Origin of the sequence: Oceanobacillus damuensis (assembly GCF_001618145.1) — a bacterium.
Taxonomy (GTDB): domain Bacteria; phylum Bacillota; class Bacilli; order Bacillales; family Amphibacillaceae; genus Oceanobacillus; species Oceanobacillus damuensis.
Genome location: NZ_LQNF01000017.1, coordinates 24,403 through 39,008, shown reverse-complemented (window position 1 = coordinate 39,008; position 14,606 = coordinate 24,403). Strand labels below are relative to the sequence as shown.

The 14,606-nt window shown below is 38.9% G+C and carries 14 protein-coding genes; 2 read left to right on the top strand and 12 right to left on the bottom strand.

The window, feature by feature from the left end:
• Window positions 1–103: 103 nt before the first annotated feature.
• Complete coding sequence (locus A4245_RS11820; RefSeq protein WP_067728131.1) at window positions 104–2,152, bottom strand: sigma 54-interacting transcriptional regulator; 2,049 nt, start codon at window positions 2,150–2,152, stop codon at window positions 104–106.
• 152 nt (window positions 2,153–2,304) lie between these two features.
• Between A4245_RS11820 and A4245_RS11815 the strand changes: the two genes are divergently transcribed.
• On the top strand, window positions 2,305–2,550 hold the full coding sequence (locus A4245_RS11815) for a DUF2627 domain-containing protein (RefSeq protein WP_067728129.1): 246 nt from the start codon (window positions 2,305–2,307) through the stop codon (window positions 2,548–2,550).
• Window positions 2,551–2,652: 102 nt separating this feature from the next.
• Window positions 2,653–3,999, top strand: a complete 1,347-nt coding sequence (locus A4245_RS11810) for an aspartate kinase (protein ID WP_067728127.1) — start codon at window positions 2,653–2,655, stop codon at window positions 3,997–3,999.
• Window positions 4,000–4,741: 742 nt separating this feature from the next.
• On the opposite strand, the gene spo0A is transcribed toward A4245_RS11810, so the two are convergent.
• The 11 genes from spo0A to A4245_RS11755 all read right to left on the bottom strand — a co-directional run bounded on the left by spo0A (window position 4,742) and on the right by A4245_RS11755 (window position 14,605).
• Window positions 4,742–5,521: a sporulation transcription factor Spo0A gene (gene spo0A, locus A4245_RS11805; protein ID WP_067728125.1), complete on the bottom strand. Its 780-nt coding sequence runs from the start codon at window positions 5,519–5,521 to the stop codon at window positions 4,742–4,744.
• A 259-nt stretch (window positions 5,522–5,780) separates the two neighbouring features.
• Complete coding sequence (gene spoIVB / locus A4245_RS11800; RefSeq protein ID WP_234402408.1) at window positions 5,781–7,013, bottom strand: SpoIVB peptidase; 1,233 nt, start codon at window positions 7,011–7,013, stop codon at window positions 5,781–5,783.
• A gap of 255 nt (window positions 7,014–7,268) precedes the next feature.
• Complete coding sequence (gene recN, locus A4245_RS11795; RefSeq protein WP_067728123.1) at window positions 7,269–8,969, bottom strand: DNA repair protein RecN; 1,701 nt, start codon at window positions 8,967–8,969, stop codon at window positions 7,269–7,271.
• A gap of 33 nt (window positions 8,970–9,002) precedes the next feature.
• Window positions 9,003–9,452 (bottom strand): transcriptional regulator AhrC/ArgR, encoded by a 450-nt coding sequence (gene ahrC, locus A4245_RS11790; RefSeq protein WP_067728121.1) that lies wholly within the window; start codon window positions 9,450–9,452, stop codon window positions 9,003–9,005.
• A 22-nt stretch (window positions 9,453–9,474) separates the two neighbouring features.
• Window positions 9,475–10,308: a TlyA family RNA methyltransferase gene (locus A4245_RS11785; protein ID WP_067728119.1), complete on the bottom strand. Its 834-nt coding sequence runs from the start codon at window positions 10,306–10,308 to the stop codon at window positions 9,475–9,477.
• 41 nt (window positions 10,309–10,349) lie between these two features.
• Complete coding sequence (locus A4245_RS11780; protein ID WP_157087713.1) at window positions 10,350–11,237, bottom strand: polyprenyl synthetase family protein; 888 nt, start codon at window positions 11,235–11,237, stop codon at window positions 10,350–10,352.
• Between the two features lies 1 nt (window position 11,238).
• Window positions 11,239–11,472, bottom strand: coding sequence for an exodeoxyribonuclease VII small subunit (locus A4245_RS11775; protein WP_067728115.1), 234 nt, complete (start codon window positions 11,470–11,472; stop codon window positions 11,239–11,241).
• Window positions 11,462–12,817: an exodeoxyribonuclease VII large subunit gene (gene xseA / locus A4245_RS11770; RefSeq protein ID WP_067728113.1), complete on the bottom strand. Its 1,356-nt coding sequence runs from the start codon at window positions 12,815–12,817 to the stop codon at window positions 11,462–11,464. The genes A4245_RS11775 and xseA overlap by 11 nt, the downstream gene beginning before the upstream one ends.
• Window positions 12,810–13,667, bottom strand: coding sequence for a bifunctional methylenetetrahydrofolate dehydrogenase/methenyltetrahydrofolate cyclohydrolase FolD (gene folD / locus A4245_RS11765; RefSeq protein ID WP_067728111.1), 858 nt, complete (start codon window positions 13,665–13,667; stop codon window positions 12,810–12,812). Before folD ends, xseA begins: the two co-directional genes overlap by 8 nt.
• A 15-nt stretch (window positions 13,668–13,682) precedes the next feature.
• Window positions 13,683–14,063: a transcription antitermination factor NusB gene (gene nusB, locus A4245_RS11760; protein WP_067728109.1), complete on the bottom strand. Its 381-nt coding sequence runs from the start codon at window positions 14,061–14,063 to the stop codon at window positions 13,683–13,685.
• 146 nt (window positions 14,064–14,209) lie between these two features.
• Complete coding sequence (locus tag A4245_RS11755; protein WP_067728107.1) at window positions 14,210–14,605, bottom strand: Asp23/Gls24 family envelope stress response protein; 396 nt, start codon at window positions 14,603–14,605, stop codon at window positions 14,210–14,212.
• Window position 14,606 lies beyond the last annotated feature (1 nt).

The following is a 14,606-nucleotide window of genomic DNA, read 5'->3' as shown; positions in this document are numbered from 1 at the left end:
ATATAGCAAAACCCATGCCAATATCTTTTTGAGTCCAATTGCTGGTTTAACAGGAAAGACGGTATGCAATAAAATGCATATATGCAATTATTTGCATGCAAGATTATTCGAGATTATATTTTGTCATCTTATAATATAAATTTCGAATGGAAATACCTAATGCTTTGGCGGTTTTCGTTTTATTAAAATCTTTTTCTTTATATATTTGGTAAATATAATCCTTTTCAAACGATTCCACCGCATGCTGAAGTGTTTTTTGCTCTGAAACCATGTAAGATGTTTGGTTTTCCTTTTTGGGAGTTCCCCGTAACTCTGGTAAGTATTCCTTTTTGATGACTTCTTCATTCATATCCATGTATATCATTGCACGACCGATTACATTTTCCAATTCGCGAACATTACCTGGCCAAGTATAGCCTTTTAATTCTGTTAATGCCTCTTCTGAAATGGTTCGGACATGCCTGCCATAAGATTCGTTGATTTTATGAATAATATGGTGAATCAATTCTGGTAAGTCACTCAATCTCTCTTTGACCGATGGAATAAATATAGGCATTTTGTTCAAACGGTAATATAAATCCTCTCTAAACGTGTTGTTCATAATCGCTTTTTCGAGGTTGACATTTGTTGCGGTAATGATACGTACGTCTATGGATATTGGCTCGGATCCGCCAACCCTGACAATCTCATGCTCCTGCAAAACCCGAAGTAATTTTGCTTGCATATTTATCGATAGTTCGCTAATTTCGTCAAGAAAGATGCTCCCATGGTTTGCTTCTTCAAATAAACCTTTTTTCCCTCCCCGTTTTGCACCAGTGAAAGCTCCGTCTTCATAACCGAAAAGTTCACTTTCCAGAAGGGATTCTGCAATGGCAGCACAATTTACTCTAATAAACTTATTGTGTTTTCTATCACTCTCATTATGTATTGCGTGGGCGAACAACTCTTTACCCGTGCCCGACTCTCCTCGTAACAACACTGTTGCGGGAGTTTTTGCTCCAACTTTAGCCTGTTCCAGCGCCAGCTTCATTTCTGGAGAATTTCCTATAATGTCATCGAAAGTATATCTGGCCTCCAGATTCCGGATAATTTGCCGGGCTCTTTTTAACTCTTTAGTGAGTGATTGGATTTCGGTAACATCGTGCAGTACTCCGACACTTCCCTTGATAATTCCGTTAACGATGATTGGGGCCACATTAACGATCACTTCTTTTTTGGCAGGTCCCACTTTCATGCGTGCTCCACGTACTGCCCTTCTCGTTTGGAGTACTTTCATATGCATGCTTTCCCCTTCGGAAATATCTACAGTTGCAGGGAGGCCAATAACATCCTCTTCATGGAGACCTGTGACACGGGTATATGCAGGATTGATGATTAGTCCGTTCCCATTTTCATCAACAACGCTGATTGCATCATCAGAAGACTTTATGATCGCTTCCAGCATTGTTTTTATTTCATTGAGATCCGTATTTTCTTCAGCAAGCTTCATGACTTCTGTAATGTCTTTGAACACTGCAAACGCGCCAATCAGTTCACCGACTTCATTAATGATTGGTATTCTTGTCGAAATAACCTTTTTGCCATTCTCAAAGATAAGCTTTTGATTTACTTCTTTTCTTTGTGTCTTCAGGACATGCGGAAGTCTTGTGCTATCGACGAGCTCCTTTATGTGTTTACCCTGAAATTGTTCTCTTTTTTTATGAAGTATTTTTGCTGCACTTTTGTTGATAAAGTTGATTGTTTCATCTCTGTCAATAACTATCATGCCATCATGAATGTGATCTAATATCAGTTCCTGACTCCTCGACTGGTATTTGAGCCGATCGAGAAGAGAGTTCTTTTCATAGAGTAGTTCAGAGATGATATAAGCAACAGCACCAGGTATAACTACCGTTTTTCTGGGGCGTTTCTCTATAATATCCTCCAAAACACGCTCGTCTCCTGTCGCTTCAATCACGATATCGATTTTTCTGTCTATCCATGTTTCCCAGTCAGAACCTATTGGTATATTTGCCTGTGAAGCAAGTTTCAATCCTTTGGCATGTTGATTTATGTCCACGACAGCAGCAATTTGCATGCGCTCTGTTTCTTGCAGGAGATGGAAGACAGCACTCCCTCCCTTGCCCGCACCGACAATAAGTACTCGTTTCAATAGATCACCACCTTGCATGTATTTGCATGCTATTATTTTACTTAATTATGCAGATATTAGCAAACATAAGTCCGTTTCTATTTTTGAAATAATTTGGTATACTTAGCTGTACGGTCAACTTATAAGATTTAATTATCAGAGGGGAATAATGAATGGCAAGATTTATTGCTTTACTTATACTATTTATACCCGGTGCCATTGCTGCCTTCGGAATAAAATTAATGCGGGATACCGTTTTTGATGATTTTTATCCGATTTTCTTCTACTCAAGTATTCAGTTCATTTTTGGTCTCCTGCTGTTTATTTTCGGCATTCTTTTTCTTGGGGGATTTATAATTTATAGAGACAGAAAAAAACAAAAGCATGCAAAGGATCATAATCAGTATAATAGCAACTAAAAAGGTTGGATAAAAATATCCGCCTTTTTTGTTATATTTCAACGATTTTTCGCTTAAATATGGTATATTAGTAAAAAATTTATTGTTTCAGGGGGATTTGTAATGAAAGTAGCAAAATTTGGGGGTAGCTCAGTAGCAAATGCAACACAGTTAATCAAAGTTGGAAATATCATCAAAGGCGACCCCAAAAGGAAGTTCATTGTCGTTTCTGCGCCTGGTAAAAGATTCAGCGGCGATGTGAAAATGACAGATATGCTTATTGATCTTGGGACAGCCTACCACAACGGTGATGCTTATGAGGCATATTTAGCACCTATCTTAGAACGTTTTACTGAGATTATTGAAGAACTTGGGATTACCGATTCCGTGTATGCTGAAATTGAGCATAATATTAAATCAGCGCTTGCATATGAAGGGTCTTTAGAAAGTAAAATGGATGCAATCAAAGCAATCGGTGAGGATAGTTCGGCAAAAATACTTAGTGCTTATCTGAATACACAAGATGTATCTGCATCTTATATCAATCCGAAAGACGCAGGGATCATTGTTAGTGATGAACCTGGAAATGCACAAATACTGAAAGAAAGCTTTGATAAAATTTACAGTTTGCATGAAAAAGATGGAATTCTTGTGATCCCTGGTTTTTTTGGGTACACAAAAGAAGATAAGTTAGTAACCTTTTCCAGAGGTGGCTCTGACATTACCGGATCGATTATAGCTGCTGGTGTTAAAGCAGAAATGTATGAGAACTTTACAGATGTCGATTCCGTCTATACCGTCAACCCTACAATTGTGAAAAACCCTAAGGAGATTACTACCTTAACATATAAAGAAATGCGTGAACTTTCCTATGCCGGTTTTTCTGTATTTCACGATGAAGCATTGATTCCTGCATTCAGGGAAAGGATACCTGTCTGCATCAAAAATACGAATAATCCCGAAGCACCTGGTACACTTATCGTTGCAGAAAAGGAAGCAAATGAAAAGTGTGTCGTGGGAATTGCGAGTGATACAGGTTTTTGCAGTTTATATGTAAGCAAATTTCTAATGAACCGCGAGATTGGCTTTGGTCGTAAATTATTAAGTATCTTTGAAGATGAAGGTATTTCATTTGAACATGCGCCCTCCGGAATAGATGACATGTCCGTAATATTCAGGGACAGACAATTTACGGCTGAAAAGGAAAATACCGTAGTGAATCGTATAAAAGAAGAATTACATGTCGACACCGTCAGTATCCATAGGGATCTTGCGGTAATCATGGTTGTCGGTGAAGGGCTTGTCAATACAATAGGAGTGGCAGAAAAGGCTACTTCGGCATTTGTAAAAGCAAATGTAAATATAGAAATGATCAACCAGGGCTCTTCCGAAGTGTCCATGATGTTTGGTATTGATGCATCTGACATTAACGATGCCATCCAAGCTTTATATGAGTCTTTTTTCGAGTAGGCATACTATTATAAAACTTGGTTGTCACCAAGCCTTTCGGTGACAACCTTAGTTGCACTTATGCAGGGTGGTAAGTTTATACTTCCCTACCTGCTAAAAGAGTTGTTTTCAAAAGCTTTTTATGCTTCTTATTTCACAGTTGATATAAAATGCGAAGTAACTGTAGATTTATTCCCGAAAAACGTGCTTATGCTGCCGTCCGGGAACACTCCGGGCGGATGCTTTCCGCGGGCACGGCCTCAGCCTCCTCGAGAAAACCACTCTGCGGGGTCTTCGGACATGTGCTATTCCCGCAGGAGTCACCGCCCGGAGCAATCCCGGTCTGGTGTGGTTGTATGATGTTATTTTAGCTATTATATATGAAATAATAATAAGCAATCCTCTAACCAGCACGGGGAAATACACGAAGACTCCTTGAAAATGCATCTGCATTTTCTTTTCTGCGTGCGATGTAGCGCTGCCGAAGCTTTCCTTGTCCTACGGGAAGAGAGGCATAGGTGAGACACTGAAATGCGTGATTCTTGAAGGGGCTCACCAGCCGCCTTAGGATGTGCGCAGTGTATTTCCACGAGCGGTCGCCGAAGTTGCTTGCTTCCATTAACAGCTATAAATTTATCGCAAATAGGCAGTTACGTCGTATTTCACATATACTGTGCCAATAAAAACATTCTCATTTAGACAATTCAGCCATAAAAAAAAAGAAAAAATATTACCCCTGGATAAGGTAATATTTTTTCTTTTTTTAACTCACTTTATGCTCCAGGCGCAGGCGGTCGGCAACCATTGCGATGAACTCGGAATTTGTGGGTTTTGCTTTGGAAATATTAATTGTATAACCGAATAAGGCCGAAATAGAATCAATGTTCCCTCTGCTCCATGCGACTTCAATCGCATGGCGAATCGCTCTTTCCACCCGTGACGCTGTTGTATTGAATTTTTTTGCAATGTCAGGATAAAGCACCTTTGTAATCGAACCAAGCAGCTCAATATCGTTATACACCATTGTAATCGCTTCCCTTAGATACATGTATCCTTTAATATGAGCGGGAACTCCGATTTCATGAATGATGTTGGTGATATTGGCTTCCAAATCCTGTTTCTTTCTTTCCACTTTCGATGATTTACCCATACTCGGACTTATTGAAGCCGTACCTTGTACCTGTCTCACTTGGTCAGCCAGATTATCCATGTCAAACGGTTTCAGAATGAAATAGGATGCTCCAAGATCCACAGCCTTTTTCATTACCTCTTCCTGTCCAAACGCCGTAAGCATAATAACATGTGGCTTATTTTTTAATTCCATTGTACGTAATGTATTTAAAACCGCCAGACCATCTATGTGTGGCATGATGATATCTAATATTAAGACATCTGGCTCCTTCTGCCCGAGCATTGTGATACAGTCCCGCCCGTTATAAGCTGTTCCTATGACTTCAATATCATCCTGTTCCTCAAAATATTCCCCCATCAACTGAATTAATTCTCTGTTGTCATCAACTAAGCAAACTGAAATTTTATCCAAAATATGTTTCCTCCTTTATGCTGGTATCCTCTTCTTACTTATTCTACAAAAAATGGAAATATCCTCTTTTTATTAGAAAAACATTAATAAAAAGTTGTAATTCTTTAACTTACTCTGTTTTCCTCTAATTTACGATGATTTTCGATAATAAAAAATAAGATTTGTCGAATTTTATTTCTTATAAATATAGTATAACAAATATTTTAAAAATTACTACTAAAAAAATGCTTGTAATGGATTTTTCCACTACAAGCTTCGTTTATGCGGCATCTTTTTCGTTGTTTTTCTTTTGGATGATCCCTGCATCCTGTAACATCCACTCAATATGCACGCCATATCCAGAGGTTGGGTCATTAACAAAAACATGTGTGACCGCCCCAACTATTTTGTCGTTTTGTATAATTGGACTGCCGCTCATACCTTGAACAATCCCTCCGGTACTTTGTAATAACTTCGGATCTGTTATTTGAATAACCATTCCTTTTGTTGCAGGAAACTTTTGGGGAACACTGCTAACTATTTCAACGTCAAACTCTTCAATTTTCTCATCTTCGACAACTGTAAGAATTTTTGCAGGTCCTTCTTTTACTTCATGTGATAAGGATACTGGGAGTGGCTTGTCATATTTATGGTTTTTTAATTTTTCCTCTAGAATGCCAAATATACCGTAGGGTGTATTTTTGGTTATGGTTCCGATTTTATCTTGTTCAATTGAAAATGTTGCCTGTTTTTCTCCGGGGACTCCATTATTTCCTTTTTCAATGGAGGTTACAGAAGAATTGACAATCGTTCCATTGTTAATTTCGATCGGATTTTTCGTATCCATATCTGAAATTACATGGCCGAGGGCTCCGTATTTTTTTGACTTTGGATCGTAAAATGTCATTGTACCGATGCCTGCAGCCGAATCACGTATATATAGACCGATTTTATACTCTTTTTCTTTTTCATCGAGTACTGGTTCAAGAGAAGTGTTCATTGTTTTCTCTCCCCGTTTAATGGTCAAATCGATTTTATTGTGATCTTGACCAGCCTTTTCAACGTAAGATTTTATGTCGTTCATGTCACTGATGGGATCACCATTGATTTTGACGATAACATCACCGACATTTATTTTTGCTTCTTCCCCCGGAGATGACATCCCTTCATCGCTGTTGACTAGATGGTGTCCAACGACTAAAACCCCGAGAGTACTTAACTTCACACCGATGGATTGTCCACCCGGAATGACTCTGATTTCACTTAGATTCGTGTTGCTGACCTTCTTCATCGGTAAAACGGTTGATTGAGTAGTTATCGCATTCACTTCATCTATATTGGTATCATTTGCTGGAAGTTCGATTTTTGATTGATTCTGAAATGCTGAAATGTCACTTTGGTAAGCAAAACTTATCTGTCCCGTCTCATAGTGAAGTATCGAAAAGGCGAACAGTAATATGAAAAGTATGCTGTTCAGCGATATTTTAACATTCCTCATTTTTTTATTTTTCAATCGAATCACTCTCCTCCTCCCAACCCACAACATATCTCCGTTTCCGTACTCCTAATTTGACCTGGACAGGTATATAATAAACTGGAGAAACCTATGATATATGTGTAACTTTTCCTGTACCTTTTACGATGAATTTGGTATAAGTATCTGTTTCTCCATGTTTAAAAAATATTCAGCTTGCTAAAATTGCTAAAAAAGGTAAACAAAAAAACCGGGGTTACTTTATTTTCCGGTTTTTAAAGAATTTTATCCTTATTAATTTGTTTTAAATAAAGAAGCAAGTTCCAGCATTTCTTTCGCATGCTCTTTTGCGGTCTCCGTCAACTTAGTTCCTGTTATCATTCTGCTCAATTCTTCAATCTGTTCAATTTCGTTCAGTTCTTTTATGTGAGTGGAAGTCCGGTTGTCCTTTTCATTTTTTTCAATAAATTTGTGCGTATCAGCCATTGCTGCAACCTGTGGAAGATGTGTAATGCACAATACTTGTGAATCATTAGATATTTGATGGATTTTTTCAGCCATTGCTTGTGCGACACGGCCGCTTACACCTGTATCGACTTCGTCAAAAATGACACTTGTGACTCCATGGTGTGCCGAGAAAATTTTCTTAAGGGCAAGCATGATCCTTGAGAGTTCTCCACCGGAAGCTACTTTTGTCAATTCTTTCAAAGGCTCACCAGTGTTTGTGGATATGAGAAATTTAATTTGATCAAAACCATTTTTATGGAGTTTCGGCTGGGATTGTATTTCTTCCCTCTCAAATTCAATGGAAAAAGAGGCCTTGTCCAAGTAAAGTCCTTTCAGTTCAGTGTAAATTTCTTTAGTTAATGATTCAGCTGCCTTTTTACGTATATTATGCAGTTGCTCGGCTTCCAATAAAGCATCTTTTTCCGTTTCTTCAATTTGTTTAAGCAATGTATTTAGATGGGAATCTTTATTTGTAATTTGCTCGATTTCTTCTTCAATCTTAGCCGAATAGGAAATGATTTCATTTACAGTATTTCCGTATTTTTTCTTCAGGCGGTTTATTTCATCCAGTCTTGCTTCGATTTCATTTAAGCGTCCGGGATCGAACTGAAGTGAGTCAATCTGGCTTCGCAGATCATATGCTAGTTCTTCCAGGGAGAAATAATGATTGGAAATTTCTTCTGATTTTTCTGCGATAAATGAATCATATTTGCTATTATCCTGTAAGGACATCTGGGCCTGACTTACCCATTCCAATCCTCTTTGCTCACCATACAACGCAGTGTATGCGTCTTGAAGAGCTGAATGGACACGCTCGAAATTCGCAAGCGATTTTCGCTCTTCCTCCAGCAAGTCATCTTCATCTGGTGTAAGGTTGGCCTGTTCAAGCTCACTCATCTGAAATTCGAGTAAATCGAGTCGATGAGCCATTTCCTGTTCATTGTCGTTCAGCTTCTGGTATCTTTTTTTCAGCGTATCGAGTTTATTGTAGAGCTCCGTATATTCTTCTTTTGTTTTAGATATTAATTTAGGTTCATACATATCCAAAAAATCCAGGTGGTTATCAGAATTCATTAATGATTGTGTTTCATGCTGACTATGGATATCGATCAATGTCTTTCCAAATTCCCTTAATATAGCGAGAGTTACCAGTTTGCTGTTCACTCTGCAAATGCTTTTACCTGATGCAGTGATGGTTCTTTGCAGGACTACTTGGTCATCTTGTACTTCTATTCCATATTGGCCAGCCACCGTATAGATTGGGTGCTTTCGATTGCCGATTATGAACAACCCTTCTATTTCGGCTTTCTTGGCTTCGTGTCTTACAAATTCTACAGAACCCCTGCCGCCAGCCAACAATTGGATCGCATCAATGATAATGGATTTTCCTGCACCTGTTTCCCCACTCAAGACGGTCAAACCTTCATTAAATGTGATTGATATTTCATCAATAATTGCAAAATCCCGAATAGACAATTCTGTGAGCACAGTTTTTCACCACCTCAAAATAAAAAATATCGTTTACAGCATTCCAATAAAGCGATTTTTGATTTCTACTGCCTGTTCCGGTGTCCGGCAAATTATCAGGCAAGTATCGTCTCCGCAAATAGTGCCCATTATTTCCTCCCAATCGAGATTATCAATGAGAACACCGACGGCATGGGCGTTGCCAGGCAACGTTCTTAAAACAATAAAATGACTTGCATGCTCAATTTTCACAAATGCATCAATGATGAGACGCTTCAACTTTTCAAGAGGGTTGAATCGCTGGTCGGCAGGCAGACTATATTTGTACTGACCGGCTACAGTCGGAACCTTGACAAGCTGCAGTTCTTTGATATCTCTGGAGACCGTAGCCTGCGTCACATTGTAGCCTAGAGATTTCAACTCATCGACGAGTTCATCCTGTGTTTCAATTACATTTTCTGTTATCAATTCACGAATCTTGATATGACGCTGAATTTTACTCATGGTACACCCCCTTAAATATTCCCTAGTTTAGCTGCTGATCAGAAGGATATAGCAATCGATGGGCATCCTCCACTGTTTGCGTTATATCCATTTCGTGAAATTCATTGATCTGTACGTTCTTTTCCCATCTGAAATGTGCCAGGAATTCAATGTTTCCTTCACCTCCAGTTATAGGAGAGAAGGTTAAATTAATGAATTGGTATCCCTCTTTTGCAGCGAATGCAATTATTCGGGTTAATACATCAATATGGACAGATTTGTCCCGGACAATCCCTTTATTCCCCACTTGCTCCTTTTTAGCTTCGAATTGTGGTTTAATGAGAACAATCACATCGCTGTTCTCTGCCAAAAGCTGTTTTAGCACCGGTAACATCAATTTCAAGGAAATGAATGAAACATCAATCGACGCCAAATCTGGCTCTCCGTCTTTAAGCATGTCTGGAGTCACATGGCGGAAATTTGTACGTTCCATGACAACTACTCTCTCGTCATTTCTTAGTTTCCAATCCAATTGATTATAACCGACATCAATTGCATAGCATAAACGTGCACCGTGCTGAAGGGCGCAATCAGTAAACCCACCAGTTGAAGAACCGATATCGATGAATGTTTTATCTTTTGCAGATATGCCGAAATAATTCAATGCTTTTTCAAGTTTCAGTCCTCCACGGCCAACATATTTAATCGATTTGCCTTTAACGACTATTGGAGAATTTTCATCCACTTTCATTCCAGGCTTATCAAGTCGCATCTGTTCCGAGAAAACCAATCCTGCCATGATCACGCGTTTTGCTTTATCAATCGTTTCAACAAATTGTTTTTCGACCAATAATTCATCCAGTCGTTTTTTACTCATTTGAAATTTCCTTTACTATGAACTTTTTTAACTCTCCCGATTTAGTGATCCCTGTTACTGAAATAGTCAGTTAAAGCCCTTAAATTAGAATCTGCAGCCCCTGCTCCAGCTAATGCCTGTTTGGCTTTTTCGACATAGATTTCCTTTTGTTTTATGGCTCCGTCAATACCTAGCAGCTTTGGATATGTGCTCTTCATATTCCCTGTATCACTTCCGACAGGTTTTCCCAACTTTTCCTGTTCGCCGGTCACATCTAGAATATCGTCCTGCACCTGGAAAATGAGTCCAAGATAATGGGAAAATTCTTTTAAATGGAGGAGTTGTTCATTGGTTGCTTCTCCTAGATATGCCCCAGTATGGATGGCGAATTTCAAAAGTTCGCCTGTTTTTAAAGCATGTATTTGTTCCATTTCTTCCAGGGAAACCGGTTTATCCTCTGCTTCCATATCCAGAATTTGTCCACCTACCATCCCTTTTGGACCACTGCAGGAAGCGAGCATTTGAATAATATTCACTTTTTCTTTGTCATTAAGCAGTGGGTCGTTCGCAATAAGTTCGAAACTGTAGGTTAGTAATGCATCTCCAGCCAGTATAGCTGTAGCTTCATCAAATACCTTATGGTTTGTTGGCATTCCCCGGCGATAATCATCATCGTCCATCGCAGGTAAATCATCATGGATTAAAGAATATGTGTGAATCATTTCCAGAGCGATTGCGGAAGATAGAACTTTATCAACATTATTTTTTCCATATCCTTCGTAGCTTGCTATTAATAAAACCGGACGAAGTCTTTTTCCGCCGGCATCCAGTGAATAAAGCATCGATTTTTTCAATTGCTCCGGTATATCCAACTCCTGTATATGTTGATTGTATTCCGTTTGAATAATTTCTTTATATTTATTTATATAGTCCGAAAGATTCGCTTTCACGTTATTCTTCTTCCTCCTGTATATCGAATGGTTCCAATTCACCTTGTTCATTCATAATCTGGGTCATTTTTTCCTGAACATTTTTCAATTTATCGCCACATATTTTTGAAAGATTCATACCGTCCTGATAGTAGTTAATTGCTTTCTCAAGAGGTACATCCCCCTCCTCAAGCTTAGATACAATCATTTCCAGTTTTTCCATTGCCTCTTCAAAAGTTATCTGTTCATTTTTCATTGGTAGGATCCTCCTCAATAGTCAAGACCTGACAATTTAAGTTACCATCGCTCAAATTAACAGATATCATGTCTTTTTGGCTTACCTTCTTCACAGATCTTATAATCTTCCCCTCTGCTGTATAAGGTAAGGCAAAGCCCCGTTTCATTATTTCCAATGGGTTGACCAACGTTAATTTATCCATATTATTTTCCAATTTAACCGCTTTTCTTTCGATTATCTGTTTCATGGAATCGTTTTGCTGCTTGATTGCTTTATCGAGATTGATTTTCGCCTGCTCAAGCTGTTTTTCTGGGTGCTGGGAATTTATCCTTCTGATTAGATGTGTAAATTGTGCTTCTTTATCTTTATTGTTTTTTATCATACTTCGTTCAAGCTTTTCCAGGTAATTGTCCAGTTCTTGTTCTTTCTGTTTCACTAGCTGTTCAGGATAGCGAAATGCATAAGACTGTAATAGACGTGCCAAATATTGCTTGCGATTGCTGATTTCCCGATCCAGATCCCTGCTGAGTGTTTTCCTGATTGCATCAACTCTGTCCAGCAATTCCTGCTGTGATGGAACTGCGAGTTCTGCAGCCCCTGTAGGTGTAGGAGCTCGCAAATCAGCAACAAAGTCACTTATTGTAACGTCTGTCTCGTGTCCAACAGCTGATATAACAGGTATCTTTGACTCAAATATGGCTCTTGCAACAATTTCTTCGTTGAAACTCCAAAGTTCTTCGATTGATCCCCCGCCACGACCAACGATGAGCGTATCGAACCTCTCGTTATCATTGGCATTTTGTATCGCATTTTTTATGGAATCAGCGGCATGTGGACCTTGAACCAATACGGGTATAACGGTTAGAGAAGCAATGGGATATCTTCTTTTAATTGTTGTAATGATATCTCTTACAGCAGCCCCAGTAGGTGATGTTATGATTCCGATATTTTCAGGGTAGGGAGGTAATTGCTTCTTGTAGCTGTCTTCAAAAAGACCTTCCTTATGTAACTTTTCTTTTAATTGCTCAAAGGCCAAGTATAAGGCACCGATACCATCTGGTTCCATTTGCTGAATATACAACTGATATTGGCCATAGGTCTCATATACGCTTATTTCCCCTCTAATCAATACATTCATTCCATTTTCAGGCCTGAATTTCATATTCCTGTTGTTACCTGCAAACATAACGGCCTGAATTTTTGCCTGATTATCTTTGAGGGTCATATACATATGACCGCGGCTGTGGTGTTTAAAATTTGATATTTCCCCACGCAGCCATATATTGCTTAAATGGGGATCGGTATCTATTTTTCGTTTGATATACTTCGTCAGCGCAGTAACCGTCAAATATTTATCATTCAATAGCAGACAGTCCTTTAGCAGCCTTAATGGTATTTTTAAGGAGCATTGTGATTGTCATAGGGCCCACTCCGCGGGGAACTGGTGTAATAAAGGATGCTTTCTCCTTTGCACTCTCAAAATCAACATCTCCGGTTAGTTTTCCATCCGCTTGCCGGTTAATCCCCACGTCAATGACAACTGCACCGTCCTTAACATATTCGCCTGTTAACGCGTGCGCTCTGCCAATTGCTGCAATAAGAATATCCGCATTTGCTGCAAGTTCTTTTAAATTTTTTGTTTTTGAGTGGCAATAGGTAACTGTTGCATTTTCGTTTAACAGAAGTTGTCCGACAGGTTTTCCGACAATGTTGCTGCGACCGATAACAACTGCATGCTTACCTTCCAGCGGTATGTTTTTCGACTTCATCATTGTTATAATCCCGTAAGGTGTACAAGGAAGGAAAGTATCTTCACCAGTCATCATCTTACCGATATTAATCGGATGAAAACCATCCACATCTTTATCAGGGTGGATTGTCTCGATCACCTTCTGTTCACTAATCTGTTCGGGCAGTGGCAGTTGTACAAGAATCCCATGAACAGACGTATCTTCATTCAATTCTTTAATCAATTGCAGCAAATCATTTTCTGATGTCGAATCCGGCAATTCAATTAGTGATGAGGAAATACCGGTTTCAGCAGCAGCTTTCTCCTTCCCCTTAACATAGGATTTCGATGCGGGATTATCACCTACAAGAATTACGGTCAAATGCGGTGTCAATCCTTTTTGCTTCAATGTTTCAACTTCCGCTTTCATTTCCTGCTTGAGGTCTGCGGATAATTCTTTTCCATTTATTATTTGAGCTGTCATAATCAAACGTCCTCCTTATGCGATTATCTTTGATAGTACACCATTGATAAACTTTCCTGATTTGTCATCACCATATGTATTTCCTAATTCAACTGCTTCGTTGATTGAAACATTTTTAGGAACTTCTTCTATGAAATGTAATTCAAACGTGGCAATTCTAAGAATTGTTCTTTCTACAGAAGCAATCCGGTTGATTGTCCAGTTTTCAAGATTGTCCGATATGATTGAATCAATCTTTTCTCTATGCTCTGTAACACCTTCTACAAGCATTTTCAAAAATTCGTCACTCTCTTCCGATTCCAGAAACGCTTCGATTGCCTGTTGCGGTTCATTATCATTTATATCAAGCTGGAAAAGTATTTGAAATGCTTTTTCTCTTGCTGTATGTCGTTTCATTGATCAAAAACTCCTTTTAACTGCCAATAGTATGCTCCTACAAATAATAACATGATTAACCTGGCTTTGCTAGAAACTATCCATTGTGGATATAAATGAATAAAGCACAGACCAAGGGGAATGACCCGGTCTGTGCAAACATGACTTTACTCTTCAGTTTCAGTGTATTCTTTTTCTTCCATGTGAATACCAACCACATGGACATTTACTTCCTGCAACTCAATGGCAGTCATTGTTGCCAGTGTTTGTCTGATATTGGTCTGGATCTTCTGTGCAACATGCGGAATGGATACACCAAAATTAAGAATGACGAAGATATCTATGATGACTCCATCATCAGTCAATTCCACTTTTACCCCTTTACTGTGAGCCTTCTTGCCTAGACGCTCTGCAACACCAGAAGCAAAATTACCTCTCATCGCAAAAATACCTTCTACTTCTGTAGCCGAAATTCCCGCAATGACTTCTATTACTTCAGGAGCAATTTCCACTTTTCCTAAAGCAGTGTTATCACTTACTTCCAGTAATGGCTGTTCACTCATG

What these genes read in the sequence shown, in the direction of transcription:
- A4245_RS11815 (WP_067728129.1), top strand. Translation starts at nt 2,305, where the DNA reads ATGGCAAGATTTATTGCTTTACTTATACTATTTATACCCGGTGCCATT.
- A4245_RS11810 (WP_067728127.1), top strand. Translation starts at nt 2,653, where the DNA reads ATGAAAGTAGCAAAATTTGGGGGTAGCTCAGTAGCAAATGCAACACAG.
- ahrC (WP_067728121.1), bottom strand. Translation starts at nt 9,452, where the DNA reads ATGAGTAAAATTCAGCGTCATATCAAGATTCGTGAATTGATAACAGAA.
- A4245_RS11785 (WP_067728119.1), bottom strand. Translation starts at nt 10,308, where the DNA reads ATGAGTAAAAAACGACTGGATGAATTATTGGTCGAAAAACAATTTGTT.
- A4245_RS11775 (WP_067728115.1), bottom strand. Translation starts at nt 11,472, where the DNA reads ATGAAAAATGAACAGATAACTTTTGAAGAGGCAATGGAAAAACTGGAA.
- folD (WP_067728111.1), bottom strand. Translation starts at nt 13,667, where the DNA reads ATGACAGCTCAAATAATAAATGGAAAAGAATTATCCGCAGACCTCAAG.
- nusB (WP_067728109.1), bottom strand. Translation starts at nt 14,063, where the DNA reads ATGAAACGACATACAGCAAGAGAAAAAGCATTTCAAATACTTTTCCAG.
- A4245_RS11755 (WP_067728107.1), bottom strand. Translation starts at nt 14,605, where the DNA reads ATGAGTGAACAGCCATTACTGGAAGTAAGTGATAACACTGCTTTAGGA.